Annotated in this window: 25 protein-coding genes, 1 tRNA gene and 1 pseudogene; 21 read left to right on the forward strand and 6 right to left on the reverse strand. The window is 36.6% G+C overall.

Annotated features, from left to right (window positions below):
* Nucleotides 1–64: 64 nt before the first annotated feature.
* From folP to bioD, 6 genes are all read left to right on the forward strand, one after another.
* The gene (folP, locus tag DV434_RS08455; protein ID WP_118811581.1) at nucleotides 65–907 is read left to right on the forward strand and encodes a dihydropteroate synthase; all 843 of its coding nucleotides are present in this window, start codon (nucleotides 65–67) and stop codon (nucleotides 905–907) included.
* Nucleotides 908–944: 37 nt separating this feature from the next.
* Entirely contained in the window at nucleotides 945–2,279 is a 1,335-nt protein-coding gene (glmM, locus tag DV434_RS08460; RefSeq protein ID WP_118795790.1) for a phosphoglucosamine mutase, read from the forward strand.
* A 59-nt stretch (nucleotides 2,280–2,338) separates the two neighbouring features.
* Nucleotides 2,339–2,827 (forward strand): phosphohistidine phosphatase SixA, encoded by a 489-nt coding sequence (sixA, locus tag DV434_RS08465; RefSeq protein WP_118811582.1) that lies wholly within the window; start codon nucleotides 2,339–2,341, stop codon nucleotides 2,825–2,827.
* 231 nt (nucleotides 2,828–3,058) lie between these two features.
* Complete coding sequence (locus tag DV434_RS08470) at nucleotides 3,059–3,460, forward strand: hypothetical protein (RefSeq protein ID WP_118811583.1); 402 nt, start codon at nucleotides 3,059–3,061, stop codon at nucleotides 3,458–3,460.
* 75 nt (nucleotides 3,461–3,535) lie between these two features.
* A complete protein-coding gene (locus tag DV434_RS08475; RefSeq protein WP_118811584.1) occupies nucleotides 3,536–3,802 on the forward strand; it encodes a YcgL domain-containing protein in 267 nt (88 codons plus the stop codon).
* Nucleotides 3,803–3,903: 101 nt separating this feature from the next.
* Nucleotides 3,904–4,632 carry a dethiobiotin synthase gene (gene bioD / locus DV434_RS08480; protein WP_118811585.1) on the forward strand — a complete coding sequence of 243 codons (729 nt, stop codon included), beginning with the start codon at nucleotides 3,904–3,906 and terminating at the stop codon, nucleotides 4,630–4,632.
* Nucleotides 4,633–4,717: 85 nt separating this feature from the next.
* On the opposite strand, the gene metF is transcribed toward bioD, so the two are convergent.
* A complete protein-coding gene (gene metF, locus DV434_RS08485) occupies nucleotides 4,718–5,599 on the reverse strand; it encodes a methylenetetrahydrofolate reductase (RefSeq protein ID WP_118800398.1) in 882 nt (293 codons plus the stop codon).
* 310 nt (nucleotides 5,600–5,909) lie between these two features.
* Between metF and rplM the strand changes: the two genes are divergently transcribed.
* From rplM to DV434_RS08505, 4 genes are all read left to right on the forward strand, one after another.
* Nucleotides 5,910–6,338, forward strand: coding sequence for a 50S ribosomal protein L13 (gene rplM / locus DV434_RS08490; protein ID WP_005628896.1), 429 nt, complete (start codon nucleotides 5,910–5,912; stop codon nucleotides 6,336–6,338).
* A 16-nt stretch (nucleotides 6,339–6,354) separates the two neighbouring features.
* The gene (gene rpsI / locus DV434_RS08495) at nucleotides 6,355–6,747 is read left to right on the forward strand and encodes a 30S ribosomal protein S9 (RefSeq protein WP_005631594.1); all 393 of its coding nucleotides are present in this window, start codon (nucleotides 6,355–6,357) and stop codon (nucleotides 6,745–6,747) included.
* Nucleotides 6,748–6,920: 173 nt separating this feature from the next.
* Nucleotides 6,921–7,559, forward strand: a complete 639-nt coding sequence (gene sspA / locus DV434_RS08500) for a stringent starvation protein SspA (RefSeq protein WP_005633569.1) — start codon at nucleotides 6,921–6,923, stop codon at nucleotides 7,557–7,559.
* Nucleotides 7,559–8,011 (forward strand): ClpXP protease specificity-enhancing factor, encoded by a 453-nt coding sequence (locus DV434_RS08505; protein WP_114909054.1) that lies wholly within the window; start codon nucleotides 7,559–7,561, stop codon nucleotides 8,009–8,011. Before sspA ends, DV434_RS08505 begins: the two co-directional genes overlap by 1 nt.
* A gap of 35 nt (nucleotides 8,012–8,046) precedes the next feature.
* Here the strand turns inward: DV434_RS08505 and dxs are convergent, their stop codons facing one another.
* Genes dxs through xseB form a run of 3 tightly spaced genes read right to left on the reverse strand, consistent with a single transcriptional unit; the run spans nucleotide 8,047 to nucleotide 11,108 of the window.
* Entirely contained in the window at nucleotides 8,047–9,924 is a 1,878-nt protein-coding gene (gene dxs / locus DV434_RS08510; protein WP_118785757.1) for a 1-deoxy-D-xylulose-5-phosphate synthase, read from the reverse strand.
* 54 nt (nucleotides 9,925–9,978) lie between these two features.
* Nucleotides 9,979–10,869, reverse strand: a complete 891-nt coding sequence (ispA, locus tag DV434_RS08515) for a (2E,6E)-farnesyl diphosphate synthase (protein WP_118785758.1) — start codon at nucleotides 10,867–10,869, stop codon at nucleotides 9,979–9,981.
* A complete protein-coding gene (xseB, locus tag DV434_RS08520; protein ID WP_005628882.1) occupies nucleotides 10,869–11,108 on the reverse strand; it encodes an exodeoxyribonuclease VII small subunit in 240 nt (79 codons plus the stop codon). Before xseB ends, ispA begins: the two co-directional genes overlap by 1 nt.
* 158 nt (nucleotides 11,109–11,266) lie before the next feature.
* Between xseB and thiI the strand changes: the two genes are divergently transcribed.
* The 5 genes from thiI (at nucleotide 11,267) to cspD (ending at nucleotide 14,286) form a co-directional block, all read left to right on the forward strand.
* The gene (gene thiI, locus DV434_RS08525) at nucleotides 11,267–12,724 is read left to right on the forward strand and encodes a tRNA uracil 4-sulfurtransferase ThiI (protein ID WP_118785759.1); all 1,458 of its coding nucleotides are present in this window, start codon (nucleotides 11,267–11,269) and stop codon (nucleotides 12,722–12,724) included.
* Nucleotides 12,725–12,738: 14 nt separating this feature from the next.
* A complete protein-coding gene (locus DV434_RS08530) occupies nucleotides 12,739–13,059 on the forward strand; it encodes a YqcC family protein (protein WP_046942853.1) in 321 nt (106 codons plus the stop codon).
* On the forward strand, nucleotides 13,053–13,772 hold the full coding sequence (gene truC / locus DV434_RS08535) for a tRNA pseudouridine(65) synthase TruC (protein WP_118785760.1): 720 nt from the start codon (nucleotides 13,053–13,055) through the stop codon (nucleotides 13,770–13,772). The genes DV434_RS08530 and truC overlap by 7 nt, the downstream gene beginning before the upstream one ends.
* Nucleotides 13,765–13,923, forward strand: a complete 159-nt coding sequence (locus DV434_RS08540; RefSeq protein ID WP_005628875.1) for a YoaH family protein — start codon at nucleotides 13,765–13,767, stop codon at nucleotides 13,921–13,923. Before truC ends, DV434_RS08540 begins: the two co-directional genes overlap by 8 nt.
* A 144-nt stretch (nucleotides 13,924–14,067) precedes the next feature.
* On the forward strand, nucleotides 14,068–14,286 hold the full coding sequence (gene cspD, locus DV434_RS08545; protein ID WP_005628872.1) for a cold shock domain-containing protein CspD: 219 nt from the start codon (nucleotides 14,068–14,070) through the stop codon (nucleotides 14,284–14,286).
* Nucleotides 14,287–14,353: 67 nt separating this feature from the next.
* Here cspD and matP read toward each other — a convergent pair whose 3' ends face one another.
* Nucleotides 14,354–14,800 (reverse strand): macrodomain Ter protein MatP, encoded by a 447-nt coding sequence (matP, locus tag DV434_RS08550; RefSeq protein ID WP_005628871.1) that lies wholly within the window; start codon nucleotides 14,798–14,800, stop codon nucleotides 14,354–14,356.
* Between the two features lie 126 nt (nucleotides 14,801–14,926).
* Here matP and DV434_RS08555 point away from each other — a divergent pair, with 126 nt between their 5' ends.
* Nucleotides 14,927–16,702 (forward strand): AAA family ATPase, encoded by a 1,776-nt coding sequence (locus DV434_RS08555; RefSeq protein ID WP_192881503.1) that lies wholly within the window; start codon nucleotides 14,927–14,929, stop codon nucleotides 16,700–16,702.
* Nucleotides 16,703–16,870: 168 nt separating this feature from the next.
* Nucleotides 16,871–17,404 (forward strand): bifunctional 3-hydroxydecanoyl-ACP dehydratase/trans-2-decenoyl-ACP isomerase, encoded by a 534-nt coding sequence (gene fabA / locus DV434_RS08560; protein WP_005631615.1) that lies wholly within the window; start codon nucleotides 16,871–16,873, stop codon nucleotides 17,402–17,404.
* A gap of 125 nt (nucleotides 17,405–17,529) precedes the next feature.
* On the opposite strand, the pseudogene DV434_RS08565 reads toward fabA, so the two are convergent.
* Nucleotides 17,530–18,095 (reverse strand): annotated as a pseudogene (locus tag DV434_RS08565) (YceB family lipoprotein).
* Nucleotides 18,096–18,174: 79 nt separating this feature from the next.
* Here DV434_RS08565 and DV434_RS08570 point away from each other — a divergent pair.
* The 4 genes from DV434_RS08570 to rimP all read left to right on the forward strand — a co-directional run bounded on the left by DV434_RS08570 (nucleotide 18,175) and on the right by rimP (nucleotide 19,853).
* Nucleotides 18,175–18,897, forward strand: a complete 723-nt coding sequence (locus tag DV434_RS08570; RefSeq protein WP_118785762.1) for a BUD32 family EKC/KEOPS complex subunit — start codon at nucleotides 18,175–18,177, stop codon at nucleotides 18,895–18,897.
* Nucleotides 18,897–19,031 carry a hypothetical protein gene (locus DV434_RS11080; RefSeq protein WP_005628603.1) on the forward strand — a complete coding sequence of 45 codons (135 nt, stop codon included), beginning with the start codon at nucleotides 18,897–18,899 and terminating at the stop codon, nucleotides 19,029–19,031. Before DV434_RS08570 ends, DV434_RS11080 begins: the two co-directional genes overlap by 1 nt.
* Before the next feature lie 103 nt (nucleotides 19,032–19,134).
* Nucleotides 19,135–19,211 (forward strand) — tRNA-Met (locus DV434_RS08580).
* 186 nt (nucleotides 19,212–19,397) lie between these two features.
* On the forward strand, nucleotides 19,398–19,853 hold the full coding sequence (rimP, locus tag DV434_RS08585) for a ribosome maturation factor RimP (RefSeq protein WP_118785763.1): 456 nt from the start codon (nucleotides 19,398–19,400) through the stop codon (nucleotides 19,851–19,853).
* Nucleotides 19,854–19,869 lie beyond the last annotated feature (16 nt).

Consider the following 19,869-nt stretch of genomic DNA (forward strand, 5'->3'; position numbering starts at 1 on the left):
TTTTCTTGAACGTATTCCGCTATAATTGCCCGATTAAAATCAATCTAAAAATCCACCGCACTTTATGAAACTTTACGCGAACAATAAATGTCTTGATTTAAGCGTTCCTAAGATTATGGGAATCCTTAATTTTACGCCTGATTCTTTTTCTGATAGAGGACAGTTTTTTAGCTTGGATAAAGCGCTTTTTCAAGTTGAAAAAATGTTGGAAGAAGGGGCGACAATTATTGATATTGGTGGTGAATCTACGCGTCCGTCATTCCTTTATAATGATGCGGATGAAGTCTCTGAACAAGAAGAATTGCATCGTGTTGTGCCAGTAGTGGAGGCGGTGCGAAGCCGTTTTGATTGCTGGATTTCTGTCGATTCTTCAAAAGCAGTTGTGATGCGTGAAGCAGCAAGTGTTGGAATGGATTTGATTAATGATATTCGTGCTTTGCAAGAGCCAAATGCGTTAGAAACCGCAGTAAAACTAGCTTTACCTGTTTGTATCATGCATATGCAAGGGCAACCTAGAACGATGCAGGCAAATCCTCATTATGAGAATGTCGTACAAGATATATTCGCTTTTTTACAGAAACGTACTAATGAATGTCTTTCTGCTGGTGTTAAAAAAGAAAACTTAATTTGGGACATGGGATTTTGTTTTGGTAAGTCTGTACAGCATAATTATCAATTATTACAAAATCTGAATGAATTTTGTCATAGTGGATATCCTGTGTTAGCGGGATTATCTCGCAAATCAATGATTGGTGCGGTGCTTGATAAACCCGTCGATCAGAGAGTGATAGGTAGTGCGGCAGGTGCGCTTATTGCTGCGCAAAAAGGTGCAAAAATTTTACGCGTACATGATGTTGCAGCAACATCAGATATGCTCAAAGTTTGGCAGGCAACAGAAAATGCCTGATGGTTTTATAACGATAAAAAATTAAAGGAATTTTATTATGGCAAATCGTAAATATTTTGGAACAGATGGTGTACGTGGAAAAGTGGGTACTTATCCAATCACACCAGATTTCGCATTAAAATTAGGCTGGGCCGCTGGAAAAGTATTGGCTTCTCAAGGTTCTAAAATGGTTTTAATCGGTAAAGATACCCGAATTTCTGGATACATGTTGGAATCAGCCCTTGAAGCAGGTTTAGCTGCTGCGGGGTTATCTGCTGCATTTACCGGCCCTATGCCTACACCTGCTATTGCTTATTTGACCAGAACTTTCCGTGCTGAAGCGGGTATTGTGATCTCAGCCTCTCATAATCCTTATTATGATAATGGTATTAAATTCTTTTCAGCAAAAGGGACTAAATTACCTGATGAAATTGAAGAAGCCATCGAAGCAATGTTAGAGCAACCTATCGATTGTGTGGAATCTGCCGAATTAGGTAAAGCAAGTCGTATTAATGATGCAGCAGGACGCTACATTGAGTTTTGTAAAGGCACATTCCCAGCTCACTTAGGCCTGGAAGGTTATAAGATCGTGGTAGATTGTGCAAATGGTGCAACCTATCATATTGCGCCTAACGTGTTGAGAGAGCTTGGTGCGGAAGTTATTGAAATTGGTACGGATCCAAATGGTTTGAACATTAATGAAAAATGTGGCGCAACGGATGTAACAGCGTTGCAAGCTAAGGTTATTGAAACGAAAGCTGATGTTGGTTTAGCTTATGATGGTGATGGCGACCGCATTATGATGGTTGATCATTTAGGAAATAAAGTCGATGGCGACCAAATTCTCTTTATTATTGCGCGTGAAGCACTGCGTTCAGGTCAATTAAAAGGCGGTGTCGTTGGCACATTAATGAGTAATATGAGCTTAGAGATTGCGTTGAAAATGCTTGGTGTTCCTTTCTTACGTGCAAATGTAGGTGACCGTTACGTATTGGAAAAAATGGTTGAAAATGATTGGACGCTTGGTGGTGAGAATTCAGGACATATTATCATTGCGGATAAAAATACAACTGGCGATGGCATTGTTGCGTCATTAGCTGTATTGGCGGCAATGGCACAGCATAAATTATCATTAAATGAATTAGCGAGTGCGGTTAAATTATTCCCACAAGTGTTAATCAATGTACGTTTTGCAGGTGGGGATAATCCACTTGAAAGTGACGCTGTAAAATCTGTTGCCGCAGACGTTGAAAAACGTTTAGAAGGCAAAGGTCGTATTTTATTGCGTAAATCGGGTACGGAACCACTTATTCGCGTTATGGTGGAATGTCAAGATGCCACACTTGCACAACAATGTGCAGAAGAAATTGCAGAAGCAGTTAAATCTCATTAATTTTTTAACCGCACTTTATTTAGTGCGGTTTATTTTTATCAAATACTTAGGAAAGCAAAATGAATATTTTTATTATGCGTCATGGCGAGGCTGAAGTAATGGCTAATAGTGATAAAGCTCGTCGCTTAACTGCTTATGGTATTAAACAAGCTTTTTCTCAAGGAGAATGGTTAAAACAGCATTTAAGCACTCTAGTAATTAATTCTCTAGATTGTATTTTAGTGAGCCCTTATGTTAGAGCTCAAGAAACCTTTCATCAAGTTAATCAAGCGTTTGATTTGGCGTTAGAAAATAAACTTGAAACTTGGGAGGGAATAACCCCTTATGGCCATGCGCATTCAGTCATTGATTATTTAGAAGTGCTGAAACATGATGGGGTTAAGTCTGTATTGATTATTTCTCATTTACCTTTAGTTGGAGAAATCGTTGCTGAACTGTATGGAAAACGAAATCCAATACCATTTTATCCTGCAACCATTGCTCAATTATTATGGGATGGTAATAAATCAGAAATATTGATACATCAAGCATCTAGAGCAAATTCATAAGATTGATTAAATCTAAAACATATATTCATATATATTTCTTTACAAAAAATAAAATTTTTCTATGAAACTTTTTTAAAATATATTAAATATCAATGTGTTAATGCTCTTTTTTTACACTTATGTATTTATCAGGAATGTAAATTTTTGTATTAGTTATTTTATTTTAATAAAATTTCTGTAAACTACGCCACATCAGTGCAATAGGGCTTTGCCGTAATCAAGATTTATTCTATGGAGAAAATTATGAAAAAATTAACACTAGCATTAGTTTTAGGTTCAGCTTTAGCGGTAACTGGTTGTTTCGATAAAGAAGAAGCTGCACAAAAAGTTGACGCAGCTAAACAAGCGGCAACATCAATGGTTTCTGAAGCAAAAGACGCAGCAACTAATGCTGTTGCTGATGTTAAAGATGCTGCTAAACAAGCTTCAACTGAAGTGAAAAACACTGCAGTAGAGAAAGCTGCTGAAGTTAAAGATGCAGCAATGGCACAAGTTGAACAAGTAAAAGATGCTGCAGCAGCTAAAGTTAGCGAAATGAAAGACTCTGCGACTTCTAAAATGACTGAAGTTAAAGAATCCGTTTCTGAAAAAGCAACTCAAGCAGCTGATGCAGTAAAAGAAGCCGCAAAATAATGCTTTAATCAATTTAAATGATAAAATCCCTGTTAAAGAAATTTAATAGGGATTTTTTATTTAGGAAAACAAAATATGTTATGTGCAATTTATAAAAGTAAAAAGAAACCAGGGAGCTATCTGTATATTGCGAAAAGAGAGGATTTTTCTCAAGTACCAGAAGTGTTACTGATCCACTTTGGAAAACCAGAATTAGTGATGATGTTTAATTTACTGGGAAGCAAGCCTCTACATAATGTAGATTGTAATGAGGTATTGGAAAAAATTAAACAACAAGGCTTTTATTTGCAAATACCAAAACAAGATGATGGTTTATTTAATAGCTTGAGTGAGATCAAATAAATTGTTTATTTTTGATACGAAAAAGAGAAAGTTTGCGTTATCTCAAATTTTTAAAGGAAAAATTCTTTTAAAATCCACCGCACTTTTTAAAGGAGAGAAAAATGAGTAGCTTTTTTGTTGCGGGGACAGATACAAATGTGGGAAAAACCACGGCAACCCGCGCGATTATTCAAGCCTTGCAAAAACAAGATGTGCGAGTGGTTGGCTATAAACCTATTGCTTGTTGCGGTGAGGAAAGTATTTACCCTGCGATGCAAGAAGAAAATACATCAGATTATGATAATTTATCAAATTCAGATGTATTAACATTAATGGATTCTACCAAAGAAAATGTGTCCTACAAGGATATTAATAGTTATACATTTAGCCATAGCGCACCGATGCTGACACAAGATAGGACGCGTATTAAGTTAGATAAAATTAATCATGATTTAACTCGATTAAATCAAAATTATCAGTCTGTGGTGGTTGAGGGCTCGTTTGGTTTAATGACTCCAATGGCGGAGGGAAAAAGTTTTGCTGATTGGGTTGCACAACGAAAAATGCCTGTGGTTCTTGTGGTTGGTATTAAAGATGGTTGTGTGAATCACGCGTTGTTAACTGTGCAAGCGATTCAACAGCTAGGCGTGCCGTTATTGGGTTGGATAGCTAACCGAGTTAATCCATTATTAAGTCACTATGCAGAAATTGTTGATTTGCTTGTTGAGCATATTGATGCGCCGCTTTTAGGTAAAATTCCTTATTTACATAAACCAGAAGAGCAAGAATTAGGACATTATTTGACGGATATTGATCGATTAATGTATATGCAAACAGAGTTAGTCAAATAATAAAGTGCGGTTAAAGTTTTTTATATTTAGATAAGGGCGTAAATAACGCCCTTATTTTATGGAAGAAAGATATTTTATCTTTAAGTTATTCTGGTCTTACACCTAACATATGACAAATTGCATAAGTTAGTTCACTACGATTTAGTGTATAGAAATGGAAGTCATTCACGCCTTCTCGAGATAAAATTTTCACCATATCCATCGCAACACTAGCTGCTACAAGATTACGAGTAGTTTGATCATCGTCTAATCCTTCATAAGCGTTAACAAGCCATGCAGGAATTTTCACATTAGTGAAAGAAGCCATTTTTTGTAACTGTTTAAAGTTAGTTACAGGTAAAATGCCCGGTACGATTTCAGTATCAATACCAATTGATGCACAACGATCACGGAAACGTAGGTAGCTTTCAATATCAAAGAAAAATTGAGTGATAACATGATTTGCACCTGCATCAATTTTACGTTTTAAATTAATCAAGTCTGCTTGTGCTGATTTTGCTTCTGGATGAACTTCTGGATAAGCTGCTACAGAAATATCAAAATCAGCGACAGAACGGAGTAATTCCACAAGATCTGACGCATAAAATGGTTTTTTAGCATATCCTTTTGGTTCGTCACCGCGTAACGCAACGATGCGACGAATACCACTGTCCCAGTAATCTTTAGCAATTTGTTTTAATTCTTCAGGGGTGGCATCAATACCAGTTAAATGCGGAGCAGCCTCTAAGCCAGTTTCTTGTTTGATTGCTTTTACAATACTATGAGTGCGGTCACGCTCGCCAGAGTTTGCACCGTAAGTAACAGAAACAAATTTAGGTTTTAACACTTTTAAACGATGAATAGAATCCCATAAAAGCGTTTCCATTTTTTCATTTTTAGGTGGGAAAAATTCAAAAGAAACATTAATTTTTTTATTGAAGTCAGCGATGTGCTGATTAAGCGTGTCAATTTCTTTAGCGTAGCTCATAAAAATTCCTATAGCTAGTATGATGATATTTGAGTTAACAATAAAATAACTTTATGTATGAGTCAATTTTAATAAATTCATTAAAAACATTAATTTAGTTAATGTAAATAGGTTTCGGCAAAAATACTAAAATATTGCATAAAAAATTAGCATTCATGAAATAAATATGTATAATACACCGACCCTGTAAATGTGCGAATTCCCATCGTACATTATTTTATCGAGATCTCACTCGAAGGGGTGGCGATTAAGATCAATGGTTGTGTTCATAAGAACACTGGGTATCAAACTAATTTTTGGTAATTAATTAATGAAAACTTTTGTAGCAAAACCAGAAACGGTTAAACGCGACTGGTACGTAGTAGATGCGACAGGTAAAACTTTAGGTCGTTTAGCGACTGAATTAGCACGTCGTCTTCGTGGTAAACACAAGGCTGAGTACACTCCACACGTAGATACAGGTGATTACATCATCGTTATCAACGCAGACAAAGTGGCAGTAACTGGTCGTAAAGAAACAGATAAACTTTACTACTGGCACACTGGCTATGTAGGTGGTATTAAACAAGCGACTTTCAAAGAAATGATCGCTCGCCGTCCTGAAGCAGTGATTGAAATTGCGGTTAAAGGTATGTTGCCAAAAGGTCCATTAGGCCGTGCAATGTTCCGTAAATTAAAAGTGTACGCGGGTGCTGAACACCAACACGCTGCACAACAACCACAAGTATTAGATATTTAATCACGAGGTTTAGAAAATGGCAGAGAATCAAAACTACGGCACAGGTCGCCGCAAAAGCTCTTCAGCTCGTGTATTTATCAAACCGGGCAGTGGTAAAATCACTATCAACCAACGTGAATTAGACGTTTACTTCGGCCGTGAAACTGCGCGCATGGTAGTACGTCAGCCATTAGAATTGGTTGAGTTAACTGATAAATTAGACCTATACATCACTGTTAAAGGTGGTGGTATTTCTGGTCAAGCGGGTGCAATCCGTCACGGTATCACTCGTGCATTGATGGAATACGATGAAACATTACGCCCAGCACTTCGTGCAGCTGGTTTCGTTACTCGTGACGCACGTCGCGTTGAACGTAAAAAAGTGGGTTTACACAAAGCACGTCGTCGTCCACAATACTCAAAACGTTAATTTTTATTTTCGTTTCGAAAAAGAAAAGCAGAGAGAAATCTCTGCTTTTTTGTTATCTAACTTATTGATTATAAAACAATAAAAAAGAATTATTTGGCAAATGACTTACGCTTTGTGGTAGAATACACACCCCTTGTAAAATATAGAATATTTTTGGATCTTCGGAGGAATAAATGTCCAGCGCATCAAGTAAACGTTCAGTAATGACTCTTTTTTCAAATAAAGATGATATTTACTGTCATCAGGTAAAAATTGTTTTAGCTGAAAAAGGTGTACTTTATGAGAACGAAGAAGTTGATTTGCAAGCATTACCAGAAGATTTAATGGAATTAAATCCGTATGCTACGGTGCCTACGTTAGTTGATCGTGATCTTGTTTTGTTTAGTTCGCGAATTATTATGGAATATCTTGACGAGCGTTTTCCGCATCCACCATTAATGCAAGTGTATCCAGTTTCTCGAGCAAAAGATCGCCTTTTGATGTTACGAATTGAACAAGATTGGTATCCAACTCTCAAGAAAGCAGAAAATGGTACAGAAAGTGAAAAAGCTGAAGCGCTTAAACAATTAAAAGAAGAACTTTTAGCGATTACACCAGTTTTTCAGCAAACGCCTTATTTCATGAATGAAGAGTTTGGTTTAGTAGATTGTTACGTTGCACCATTATTATGGAAATTAAAACATTTAGGCGTCGAATTTACAGGTCCAGGTAGTAAACCGATTAAGGGATATATGGATCGTGTATTTAGTCGAGATTCATTTTTGCAGTCTGTAGGTGAGGCTGCACCAAAAAATTTAATGGATGATAAATAATGGAATACAAAGCTTCTCCTAAGCGCCCTTATTTATTACGCGCCTATTATGATTGGCTAGTAGATAATAGTTTTACGCCTTATTTAGTTGTTGATGCGACTTACTTAGGCGTGAATGTTCCTGTCGAATATGTAAAAGATGGGCAGATTGTATTGAACTTGTCTGCCAATGCTACGGGTAATTTACAGCTTACAAATGATTTCATCCAGTTTAACGCCCGATTTAAAGGTGTCTCTCGTGAACTCTATATTCCAATGGGCGCAGCGCTTGCGATCTATGCTCGTGAAAATGGTGATGGCGTGATGTTTGAGCCAGAAGAGGTTTACGATGAACTTAATTCTGAGCCAGATACAGAACAACCAACAGGTTTTCATGAGGCTGTAGATAGCCCTAGAAAACGAGAAGAAAAAAAGAAAACAAAATCAGTTTCCCATTTAAGAATTGTTGATTAAGAAAAAACGCGATGAAGTTATCATCGCGTTTATTTTTATAAATTACCTTGTTTTTCAATAAAGTTAAGAATTTTTTCTTCAATTCCTTTTGAATCTAATCCTAAATCTTTCAATGCCTCTTGCTGTGTTGCCTGAGGAATAAAATAATCAGGTAAACCAAGCTGTAAAAGTGCGGTCGATTTTCCAGATGAATTTAGCACTTCCGCAATAGCAGATCCCGCTCCACCTTGAATTGCATTTTCTTCTAATGTGACCAAATAATCGTGAGTTTGAGCAAGCACATTAATCATTTCAATATCAATCGGTTTCACAAAACGCATATCGACAACAGTGGCATTAAGTTTTTCTGATGCCTCTAACGCAGAAGGTAGCAGAGTACCAAAGTTTAAAATCGCAATTTTTTGACCTTCTCGAATTAAACGTGATTTACCGATAGGAAGTATTTCTAAAGGTGTTAGTTCAACACCAATGGCATTTCCGCGAGGATAACGCACTGCCGCTGGTTTCCCGCATTGATAACCTGTATAGAGCATTTGACGGCATTCATTTTCATCACTTGGTGTCATGATAATCATATTTGGAATGCAACGCATAAAGCTGAGATCAAATGCCCCTTGGTGTGTGGGACCATCTGCGCCAACTATCCCTGCTCGATCAATCGCAAATAGCACAGGAAGATTTTGAATGGCAACATCGTGAATTAATTGATCGTAAGCACGTTGTAAAAATGTCGAGTAAATTGCGACGATAGGTTTATATCCGCCAATAGCGAGTCCAGTAGCAAACGTGACGGCGTGTTGCTCTGCAATTGCCACATCAAAATATTGTTCTGGGAAACGCTGAGAAAACTCCACCATGCCAGAACCTTCGCGCATTGCAGGTGTGATACCAATAATCTTGGAATCTTTTTCTGCCATTTCGCATAGCCAATCACCAAAAATTTTCGAATAAGTTGGCTTAGTATTATGTTTAGGCAATTCACCACTGATTGGGTCAAATTTTGGTACGCCGTGGAAACCAATTGGATCTTTTTCTGCGGGCGCGTATCCTTTACCTTTTTTTGTTTTTATATGTAAGAATTGTGGGCCTTTCAGATTACGCATATTCGTAAGTGTTGCCACTAATTCATCAATGTTATGACCATCCACTGGGCCAATATAATTAAAACCGAGTTCTTCAAATAATGTACTTTCTGGTGAGAACATCACTCCTTTCATATGTTCTTCGGTTTTTTTCATAAAGTTTTTTACAGGTGGAACTTTATCGAGAATTTTTTTACTTCCATCTCGTAATGTGGAGTAGATAGAACCAGAGAAAATACGAGCAAGGTGATTATTCAATGCGCCAACATTTTCTGAAATAGACATTTCATTGTCATTTAAAATGACCAACATATCAGTGTGAAGTGAACCTGCGTGATTCAGCGCTTCAAAAGCCATGCCTGCAGTAATTGCGCCATCACCGATGACACATACCGTTTTTCTACCTGTATTTTCTCGTTCTGCGGCGACAGCAATACCTAATCCAGCACTAATAGAAGTAGAGGAGTGGCCAACGCTTAATACGTCAAATTCACTTTCTTCACGCCAAGGGAAAGGATGAATACCGTCTTTTTGGCGAATTGTGGACATTTGATCTCGACGACCCGTTAAAATTTTGTGTGGATAGGCTTGATGTCCAACATCCCAAATTAACTGATCAAATGGTGTTTTATACACGTAATGTAGTGCAACAGTTAGCTCTACAGTGCCTAAACCTGATGCTAAATGCCCGCTAGTTTGACTAACTGATTCTAAAAGATAACTGCGTAATTCTTGGCAGAGTTGTGGTAGCTGATCTTTATTTAAAAGACGTAAATCTTCTGGTGAATTAATCAAAGATAATAAGGGGTAATTGTTCATATTGTTAGTCATTTTAAAAACGTTATAATTTTTGACCGCACTTTGTGAGCATTGATGCGGTCGGTATTAACTTTTTCTAGTAATAATGAATTCAGCTAATGCACGAAGTGCGGTTGTATCAAAAGGAATTTTTTCTAATTCAGACAAAGCACTTTGATATAGATCTTGCGCTTTTTGTTTTGCGCCGCTTAACCCAAGTAATTTTGGATATGTACTTTTATCTAAATCAAGATCGGCGCCGACTTGTTTGCCAATTTCTGCGCTATCACCTTCAATATCTAAAATATCATCTTGAACTTGAAAGGCTAAGCCAATAGCTTCCGCATATTGTGTTAAGGATTGTTCTAACGTTTTGTCGGCAAAATGCGGAGAACAAATAAAACCTAATTTTAATGCAGCAATCAGCAATGCGCCCGTTTTATTACGATGGATTAATTCTAATTCGCTTAAACTAATTTGTTTATGTTCAGAGATAAGATCTAAACTTTGCCCTAAGCACATTCCTTGTACGCCAGCGCCTTGTGCTAAAATTTGAACTAAATCCAGTTTTTGTTCAGAAGAAATATTTGGCGTTTTAGTTAACATTTCAAAAGCAAAACTTTGAAGGGCATCGCCAGCAAGAATAGCCGTAGCTTCATCAAATTGGATATGACAAGTAGGGTGCCCACGACGTAGATTGTCATCATCCATTGCAGGTAAATCATCGTGAATTAAGGAATAGGCATGAATGGCTTCAATGGCCGCAGCAGCGTAATCTAAGGTTTGTTTCTCTGCGCCAAGCATTTGACCTGTTGCGTAAACTAAGAAAGGTCGAACTCGTTTGCCACCAAGTAATAATGCGTATTTCATCGCGTGAAGTAAAGGCGCATTATGACTTTCAATTCCCTCAAATTGAGCTTCTAAAAAGTGGTTAATACGAGTTTGAACCTGTTGTAATTCTTCAGAAAAGTGACCCATTAAGCATTCCCTTCATAATCGTTCAGTGGGGCATCTTCTGTTTTTTGCAATAAGATCTGAATACGTTGTTCTGCTTGTTGTAAACGTTCTTGTCCTAACTTAGCGAGTTGCACACCTTGTTCAAATTCTTTTAACGCTTCTTCTAATGGTAGATCGCCATTTTCTAAATGTGTAACAATATTTTCTAACTGCGCTAACGTTGTTTCAAAATCTTGTGAAGATGCGGGTTTACGCGCCATGGAATCATCCTTTTTCACGGTAAAAATTGCTTGCCATTGTACTGTATTTTACTTGAGTTGTTAAAAATTTATTTCAAGCTAGGACCAGTGGACTTTTCACTATCTTTGCGTAAAATACTCGCCACTTTAAATACCCAAGAAATACCTAAGCTATTTATATGAAATTTATCGTTAAACTTTTTCCTGAAATTATGATTAAAAGCGAAACTGTGCGTAAACGTTTCGCAAAAATTTTAACCTCTAATATCCGCAATATTTTACAGAAATATGATGAAGAAACTGCTGTTGTACGTCACTGGGATTACATTGAAGTGCGGTCAAAAAATGAAGAAAATCGTGAAGAATTAATCGCCTTGTTACAACGTATTCCTGGTATTCATCATTTTTTGGAAGTTGAAGAAAAACCGTTTACCGATTTACATCATATTTTTGAATTGACGCTTACTGATGTCGCGCAACAACTTCAAGGCAAAACCTTTTGCGTTCGAGTAAAACGTAAAGGAAAACATAAATTTAGTTCGATTGAAGCAGAACGTTATATCGGCGGTGGATTAAATCAACATATTGAAAGCGCAAAAGTGCGGTTGAAAAATCCAGATGTGACTGTTCGTATTGATATTGAAGATGACAAAATGATGTTAGTTAAAGCACGTCACGCTGGTATTGGCGGTTATCCGATTGGGACGCAAGAGGATGTGCTTTCTTTGATTTCTGGGGGATTTGATTCAGGCGTATCGAGTTATATGTTGATTCGTCGTGGTTCCCGAGTTCATTATTGTTTCTTTAATCTTGGCGGTGCAGCTCATGAAATTGGCGTTAAACAAATGGCTTATCATATTTGGCAACGCTATAGCTCTTCACATAAAGTACGCTTTATTGCGATTAACTTTGAAGGGGTTGTCGGTGAGATTTTAGAGAAAGTCGATAACGGTCAAATGGGCGTTGTATTAAAACGGATGATGGTGCGTGCCGCAAGTAAAGTCGCTCAACGTTTCAATATTGAAGCGATTGTGACAGGGGAGGCTTTAGGGCAAGTTTCTAGCCAAACTTTAACCAATTTACGCTTGATTGATGAAGCCGCTGATGCCTTAGTATTACGCCCGTTAATTACGCATGATAAAGAACAAATTATCGCGATGGCGAAAGAAATTGGTACTGACGATATTGCAAAATCTATGCCTGAATTTTGTGGTGTCATTTCAAAAAATCCTACGATCAAAGCGGTTCGTGAAAAGATTCTTGAAGAAGAAGGGCATTTTAATTTTGAGATTCTTGAAAGTGCGGTGCAAAATGCGAAATATTTAGATATTCGCCAGATCGCAGAAGAAACAGAAAAAGAAGTCGTGGAAGTCGAGGCAATTTCTGTATTGGGTGAAAATGAAGTGATTTTGGATATTCGTAGCCCAGAAGAAACGGATGAAAATCCATTTGAATCAGATACACATGACGTCATTCAAATGCCGTTCTACAAACTTTCCTCTCAATTTGGTAGCCTTGATCAAAGTAAAAATTACGTGTTGTATTGTGAACGTGGTGTGATGAGCAAATTACAAGCCTTATATTTGAAAGAAAATGGTTTTTCAAATGTGCGTGTGTTTGCAAAAAACATTCATTAATTAGGATATAAAATATGCGTAATCAAACTAAACAGCATCTTGAACAGCTTCAAATTACCATGCAGCAGCTTAATTTATGGCAAACTATGCCACCTGCTGCTGAGGCTTTTTTAAGTGAAGAACCTTTTTCAATTGATACGATGTCTGCCGAAGAATGGCTACAGTGGGTATTTATTCCACGCATGCAGGCATTATTAGAAAGTGGTTCAGCCTTGCCAAATAAAATTGCCATTTCGCCTTATATTGAAGAAGCAATGAAGGAATTTGATGAGTTACAACAACTATTAACTCCTTTGGTTGCTTTAGAAGAACTTCTGAACAAGAAAGAATGTTAGAAATTTTATATCAAGATGAGTTTCTCGTTGCGGTGAATAAGCCTGCTGGTATGTTGGTTCATCGCAGTTGGTTAGATCCTCACGAAACTCAATTTGTGATGCAAACTTTGCGAGATCAAATTGGTCAACATGTATTTCCTATTCATCGTTTAGATCGACCGACATCTGGCGTGTTGTTATTTGCATTGAGCAGTGAAATTGCGAATCTAATGTGTGAACAGTTTGAACAAAAGTGCGTTCAGAAATCTTATTTGGCTGTAGTACGAGGGTATCTACAGGGAAAAGAGCGGATAGATTATCCACTAAAAATCCAATTGGATAAAATCGCAGATAAATTTTCTCAAGAAGATAAAGAGCCTCAAGAAGCCGTTACTGATTATGAAGGATTAAAAATAGTCGAAATGCCTTATCCTGTTGGACGTTACCAAACGACACGTTATTCTTTAGTTAAATTAATCCCTCATACAGGCAGAAAACACCAATTACGTCGCCATATGAAACATATTTTTCACCCAATTTTAGGTGATACGCAATATGGTGATTTGCATCAAAATCGTGCCTTAATGATGCATCTTGGCTGTTCTCGGTTATTTTTACATTCTGATAGTTTGTCTTTTATTCATCCAATAACGAAAGAACAAATAACAATTACAGCAGGTTTAGATGAACAATGGCATCAATTAATGAATCAATTTGGATGGGAAAATGTTTGATATTAACTTAACACACGAACAGCAACAAAAAGCAGTTGAACAAATTCAAGAACTTATGGCAAAAGGGATTAGTAGCGGAGAAGCGATTCAAATAGTGGCGAAAGCACTACGAGAAATTCATAAAAATGATAAAAAAACTCCAGAAAATTAAATTTTTTGTGATCTACTTATCATTTTTGAATATTGCTCATTGCATAACCGATCAAAATATTTAAATATAACGTCCATACGAGGTGATAAGGCGAGAGTCTTATTGATTTATTGTTTTAGTAGGCGAAGCCTAGAGAGGTCTTTTATGGAAATTGGTGTTGTGAAATGGTTCAATAATGCAAAAGGATTTGGTTTCATTTCCGCAGAAGGCGTGGATGCTGATATTTTTGCACATTATTCAGTGATTGAAATGGACGGTTATCGTTCATTAAAAGCAGGTCAAAAGGTGCAATTTGAAGTTATCCACGGAGACAAAGGATCTCATGCCACGAAAATAATTCCACTTGTGGATAATCAAGAGTAATGCGAATACTCTAAATTTTTCTCTATTAGTCCTAACTCAAAAAGACAAGAATTGCAGCTTGTCTTTTTTATTTTAATAAATTCTTTAAACTGGTTTTCATTGCTGCCATTTGATTTTCAAATTGCGCTTTGCTTTCTCTTTCATCAATCATATAGGTAATTGTTTCCGAAAGCGTCATTTTCATTTTTCTAGAATATTTAGAAAGACGTAGCCAAACCGCATATTCCAAATCAATAGATTTTTTCTTGGTATGTTGTTTTTCTCCATTAAAAAAGCGTTTACGGCGTGCACGAATAGCTTGATCAAGCTTAATTGGTAAGGCCGGAGAAAGATGATTCTTAATCCATTCTTCAATTTTTTCAGGATAATTTTGGGATTCTAATAATTCTTGCGCTTTGGCTTCTTGCAAACTGCGTTCTTCATAACGCGTGATATTTTCCCCTTCGCGATGTTTACGAATTAGGTAAATCCATTTCCAATTTGCTTCTTGATTTTCGAGTTTTTGGTATTTCATTTTTTATCATTGAGTGACGTGGTAACTGCATTAATATACGTGTTTTTATGCCGATTTTCTAGTGGATTTTCACAAGGCTATTAAATATGCGATAATGTGGTCAATTTTTCTAGAAAGAGACTAGCCGTGAGTTCATTATTTTCTCAACAACAAGCTATTGAGCAATCTTTAAATTGGCAGGCATTGCAACCTGATTTGGCAATTCAAGATTTTCCTTTAGAACCAGTGGATTTTTGGGCATTACAACCGAATGCCACGCAGGCTATCGATTTATTTTTACGCCATCCAACGCGTTCCTTATTGATGATGAAAGTAGGTGAGGCGGTTGAATATGCGGAATTATTACAAAATTTTATATCGAAAAACCATCATAAAGTGCGGTCAATTTTCGGTGTAAATTATGTGATAGAGCAGGGCGACTCTTTTTCTTTTCCTCATGTTTATACTGAGCCAGCAAAATCTTTAGATGATAATTTTGCCAGTCAAGGTGAGGCGTTAAGCGCATTGTATTGCGATCAATTCCAGCTTTTTGGTAGTTTTCGGATTCATCCAAGTTCACAAGATATTCAATTAGTGCCAGGATTAGTGCATAAAGCTAATGGCGGAGTTTTGATTTTAAGTGCGGCAACATTGTTATCTCAATTTGACTTATGGGGGCGATTAAAACAAATTCTGCAAACCCAAACTTTTGATTGGTATTCAGCCCATCCATTTAAAAATTTACCTTGTGATATACCAGGCTATGCACTGAACTTAAAAGTGATTGTACTTGGTAATCGTACCGAATTAGCCACTTTGGCTGAGTTAGAAGAAAACCTTTATTCTTTCGCCGATTATGCTGAAATTGAAAGTTATGTTTCTGTGGCTGAAGTGGAGGAACAAAAAACTTGGGCGGGTTATGTACAACAAATGGCTCAAGAGCAAAATATTGAGCTAGATTTTTCGGCGTTAAATAAACTCTATCAATTATTAGTTCGTGAAAGTGAAGATCGTTTTTTAATTAATGCATCTCCTCTAAAATTGAAAGAAATATTACAAGATGTTTCAACTTTTGCTGAAAAAACTGCATTAAGTGCGGAGGATTTTGAGGATATTTTTCAACAAAAATTGGCGCAATATGGTTTCCTAAAAGAACAAACTTATGCCGATATTTTAAATGAGCAAGTTTATGTAGAAACTCAAGGGGAAATTGTTGGGCAAATTAATGGGCTTTCGGTGATTGAATATCCTGGTACACCCGTATGTTTCGGCGAACCTTCGCGTATTAGTTGTATTGTACAATTCGGTGAAGGGGAAGTGATCGACGTTGAAAGAAAAAATGAATTAGCGGGAAATATTCACGGTAAAGGCATGATGATTGCGCAAGCTTGCCTTTCCAATATATTAGATTTACCATCGCAATTGCCATTTTCTGCATCATTAGTGTTTGAACAGTCTTATGGTGAAATTGATGGTGATAGTGCATCTTTGGCGATTTTCTGTGTGCTAGCAAGTGCTTTGGCGGATTTGCCTTTGCCTCAAAATATCGCAATTACAGGATCGATTGATCAATTCGGACTTGTTCATTCTGTTGGTGGGGTAAATGATAAGATTGAAGGCTTTTTTACTATCTGCCAACGTCGTGGTTTGACTGGAAAACAAGGTGTAATTATTCCAATGACGACCATTCAGCAACTGAGTTTGTCTGATGAAGTGAAAAGTGCGGTAAAAAATGGCGAGTTTTTTATTTATCCTGTGGAAGATATTTATCAGGCTTGTGAATTGTTATTTGAGCGTGATTTGTTAGATGAAAACAAAGATTATACAGAAAAAAATGAGCCTTTATCTCGTCTTATTCAACGCCGAATTGAGGGGAGAGCTGATTCAGAAAGAAAAGGTTTTTGGAATTTTTTCCGCCCTTAATAGATAAAAGCGAACATTTGTTCGCTTTTATTTCTTCTATAATCTATCAAAGTGACTGCTCCGACAAGTTTTGCGAACAAGTGTTAGCTATTTACACTTTGCTATGTTCTCTTTAGAATGTTTTATATCAGTTTTAAACTGAATTTATCATATGTAAAGGAACTTAAAATGCAAAACACTTGTACACCTAATAAAAAAAGTAGCTATTCTTATGATGATTTGCTCGCGTCAGGTCGCGGCGAATTATTCGGCAAAGAAGGGCCTCAATTACCTGCTCCAACTATGCTGATGATGGATCGCATTATTGAAATGAATGAGGAAACAGGTGCTTTTAGTAAAGGGTATATTGAAGCCGAACTTGATATTAAGCCTGAATTGCCATTTTTTGGTTGTCATTTCATTGGCGATCCAGTGATGCCTGGTTGTTTAGGATTAGATGCTATGTGGCAGCTTGTTGGGTTTTATTTAGGCTGGATTGGTGGCAAAGGAAAAGGCAGAGCATTAGGCGTTGGTGAAGTAAAATTTACAGGGCAAATTTTGCCGACGGCTAAAAAAGTAGTGTACCGAATCCATATGAAACGAGTTATTAATCGTAAACTAGTGATGGGAATGGCTGATGGTGAAGTTGAAGTAGATGGTCGCGTTATTTATACAGCAACAGATTTAAAAGTGGGACTATTTCAAGATACCTCAGCATTTTAATTTTTCTTTATTAATTCATACAAAAGAGCGGTGAAAATTTTTCTTAGATTTTCACCGCTCTTTTTATCCTTCTATTCTTTTTATCCTTCTATCAATAAGCAACGTTCAATTACATCATATAAATGTCATTGGAACATGCTAGTGTCTAAGGAAAGTTGTCCTTTTTCTATACGGATTTCTTTAGCAAATTTTTTTATAAGCACATCACGCATATTGTTTTTATCTAATGTATAAACAGGAATATGTTCCAGTAATTTAGCGACATTCTCATTTAAAAAAGGCATGATTGTTTGCATTTGTTGCATATATTGCTGTGGTTCTTCTGACCAACGTAAAATACGCATTTTCTTTAAATAAACCGCACCTTCTTCAGGATTATAATAAGGAATTGTATCGAAGGTCAGATTTAATTTCCCGGGCAATTTTTTATTGCCAAATTGAAATAAACCTTCTAAAGTACCGCTCATTTCTATGCGTTTATCATTAGTTTGTCCAATTTTGGTACTCAAATTTTTTACTTGATAATCAAGAAAAACAATCCTGGTAAGCCAAATTTATCCGCAATAGCTCCTTTCTCTTGTAGATATTGATTAATTTGAGATTCAGTTATTGAAAAAGGTGAGGCCGATATATTAGGGGATACTGCTAAAATAGATGTTAACGTAAGAAATAATAATTTAATTTTTTTCATATCTAATTTTTAGTTAAATTAAAAGCAAAAGAAAAATGGTGGACAAATATACCACAAATAGCCATGGAGTGATGTCGTAATGAGCCCTGAATTTAAAGAATATGTTAATCAATTAGTCATAGCACATCGTGATGAAAGAATTTATCCTTTTCAATATGAAGGCAAGAAATTTTGGTTGAAGCAACCTGAAAAATTGAAAGGAATTTGGCTATTATTAAAACCTAGACCTAAGCAATCTTTCAAAAATGAATTACAAACTTTATTGAATCTTACTGAAAAAAATGCACCTGTTCCAATAGTCTCTTATCATGATGAGGATTTTTTTGTTTTAGAAGATGCGGGAATCACTTCATCGCAATGGCTATGTAATAAGGATATCGATAATCAGCAAAAATTTTCGATTATTTATGACGTTTGTTTTGCTTTGATTAATTTACATGCTAAAAATTTGGTGCATGGTCGTCCTGCTATTAGAGATATCACTTGGGATAAGGGAAAGGTTACTTTTCTTGATTTTGAATCTCGTTCAAGTAGTCAAAATCGAAATTGGTTAATCGTTCGAGATATGTTGTTTTTCTTTGATAGTTTATGTCGAGAAGAAGATATTTCAGACGATTTTATTCAAAAAGTTGCCTTGTATTATCAAGCAAATTGTAAGGCAGAAAATTGGCATAATATGATTATATATTTGCAGCGTTTTCGCTGGATTTACTATCTTTTGTTACCTTTTAAACCTATTGCAAAGACAGATTTAATTGCAGTTTATCGCTTATTTGAAATTTTATTAATAAAGGAAAAATGATGAAGAAAACACTTTTTATTATTGTATTATCAAGCATATTAGCTGCTTGTGCTGTAGGTGGTGGTGTTAGCGCTGGTGGCGGAAGTAACGGCGTTGGGTTAGGACTAGGGATTGGCTCTGGTATTCGATTCTAGTGATGATGAAAAGTGCGGTAAGTTTTAGCAAAGTTTTTAAGGAACTTAGTAAAACTTCTTGCATTTTAAATTTTTATCACTATAATGCACCCCATATTTCGGACGCGGGGTGGAGCAGCTTGGTAGCTCGTCGGGCTCATAACCCGAAGGCCGTCGGTTCAAATCCGGCCCCCGCAACCAATAATAAGTTCAGTAAAAGAACCCCAGTTTTGGGGTTTTTTTCTATAAGAAATTTAATAAAAACTGGGCTTAGGTTCCTGTGAACCTAACCCTTTTTTTATGCCTAAAATTTTTTGTAGAAGTTTTTAGATTAATCAAAAGAAGTTATTTGGGCTAAAAACTGACACTACAGTATAGGAGTAGAAATTGGCTACATTAGAACAAAATTTACAAGAAATGCTACAAGGCGCAGTAGAGGATTTAGGCTGTGAACTTTGGGGCATTGAATGTCAACGCGCAGGCCGTTTTATGACGGTGCGTTTATTTATTGATAAAGAAGGTGGCGTGACTGTCGACGATTGTGCTGATGTAAGTCGTCAAGTGAGCGCAATTTTAGACGTGGAAGATCCGATTGCGGATAAATACAATCTAGAAGTATCGTCACCAGGTTTAGATCGTCCGCTATTTACCTTGCCGCAATTTGAACGCTATATTGGACAAGATGTCGCAGTGCATTTGCGAATTCCAGTGATGGAACGCCGTAAATGGCAAGGTAAGTTAGCGCGTATTGAAAACGATATGGTTATTTTAATTGTTGATGGACAGGAACAAGTTTTAGTCTTTGGTAACATTCAAAAAGCGAATGTTGTTGCAAAATTTTAAAAGGAGCAAAAGAAAA

The sequence above is a fragment of the Haemophilus haemolyticus genome (genome assembly GCF_003493685.1).
Lineage (GTDB): Bacteria > Pseudomonadota > Gammaproteobacteria > Enterobacterales > Pasteurellaceae > Haemophilus > Haemophilus haemolyticus_O.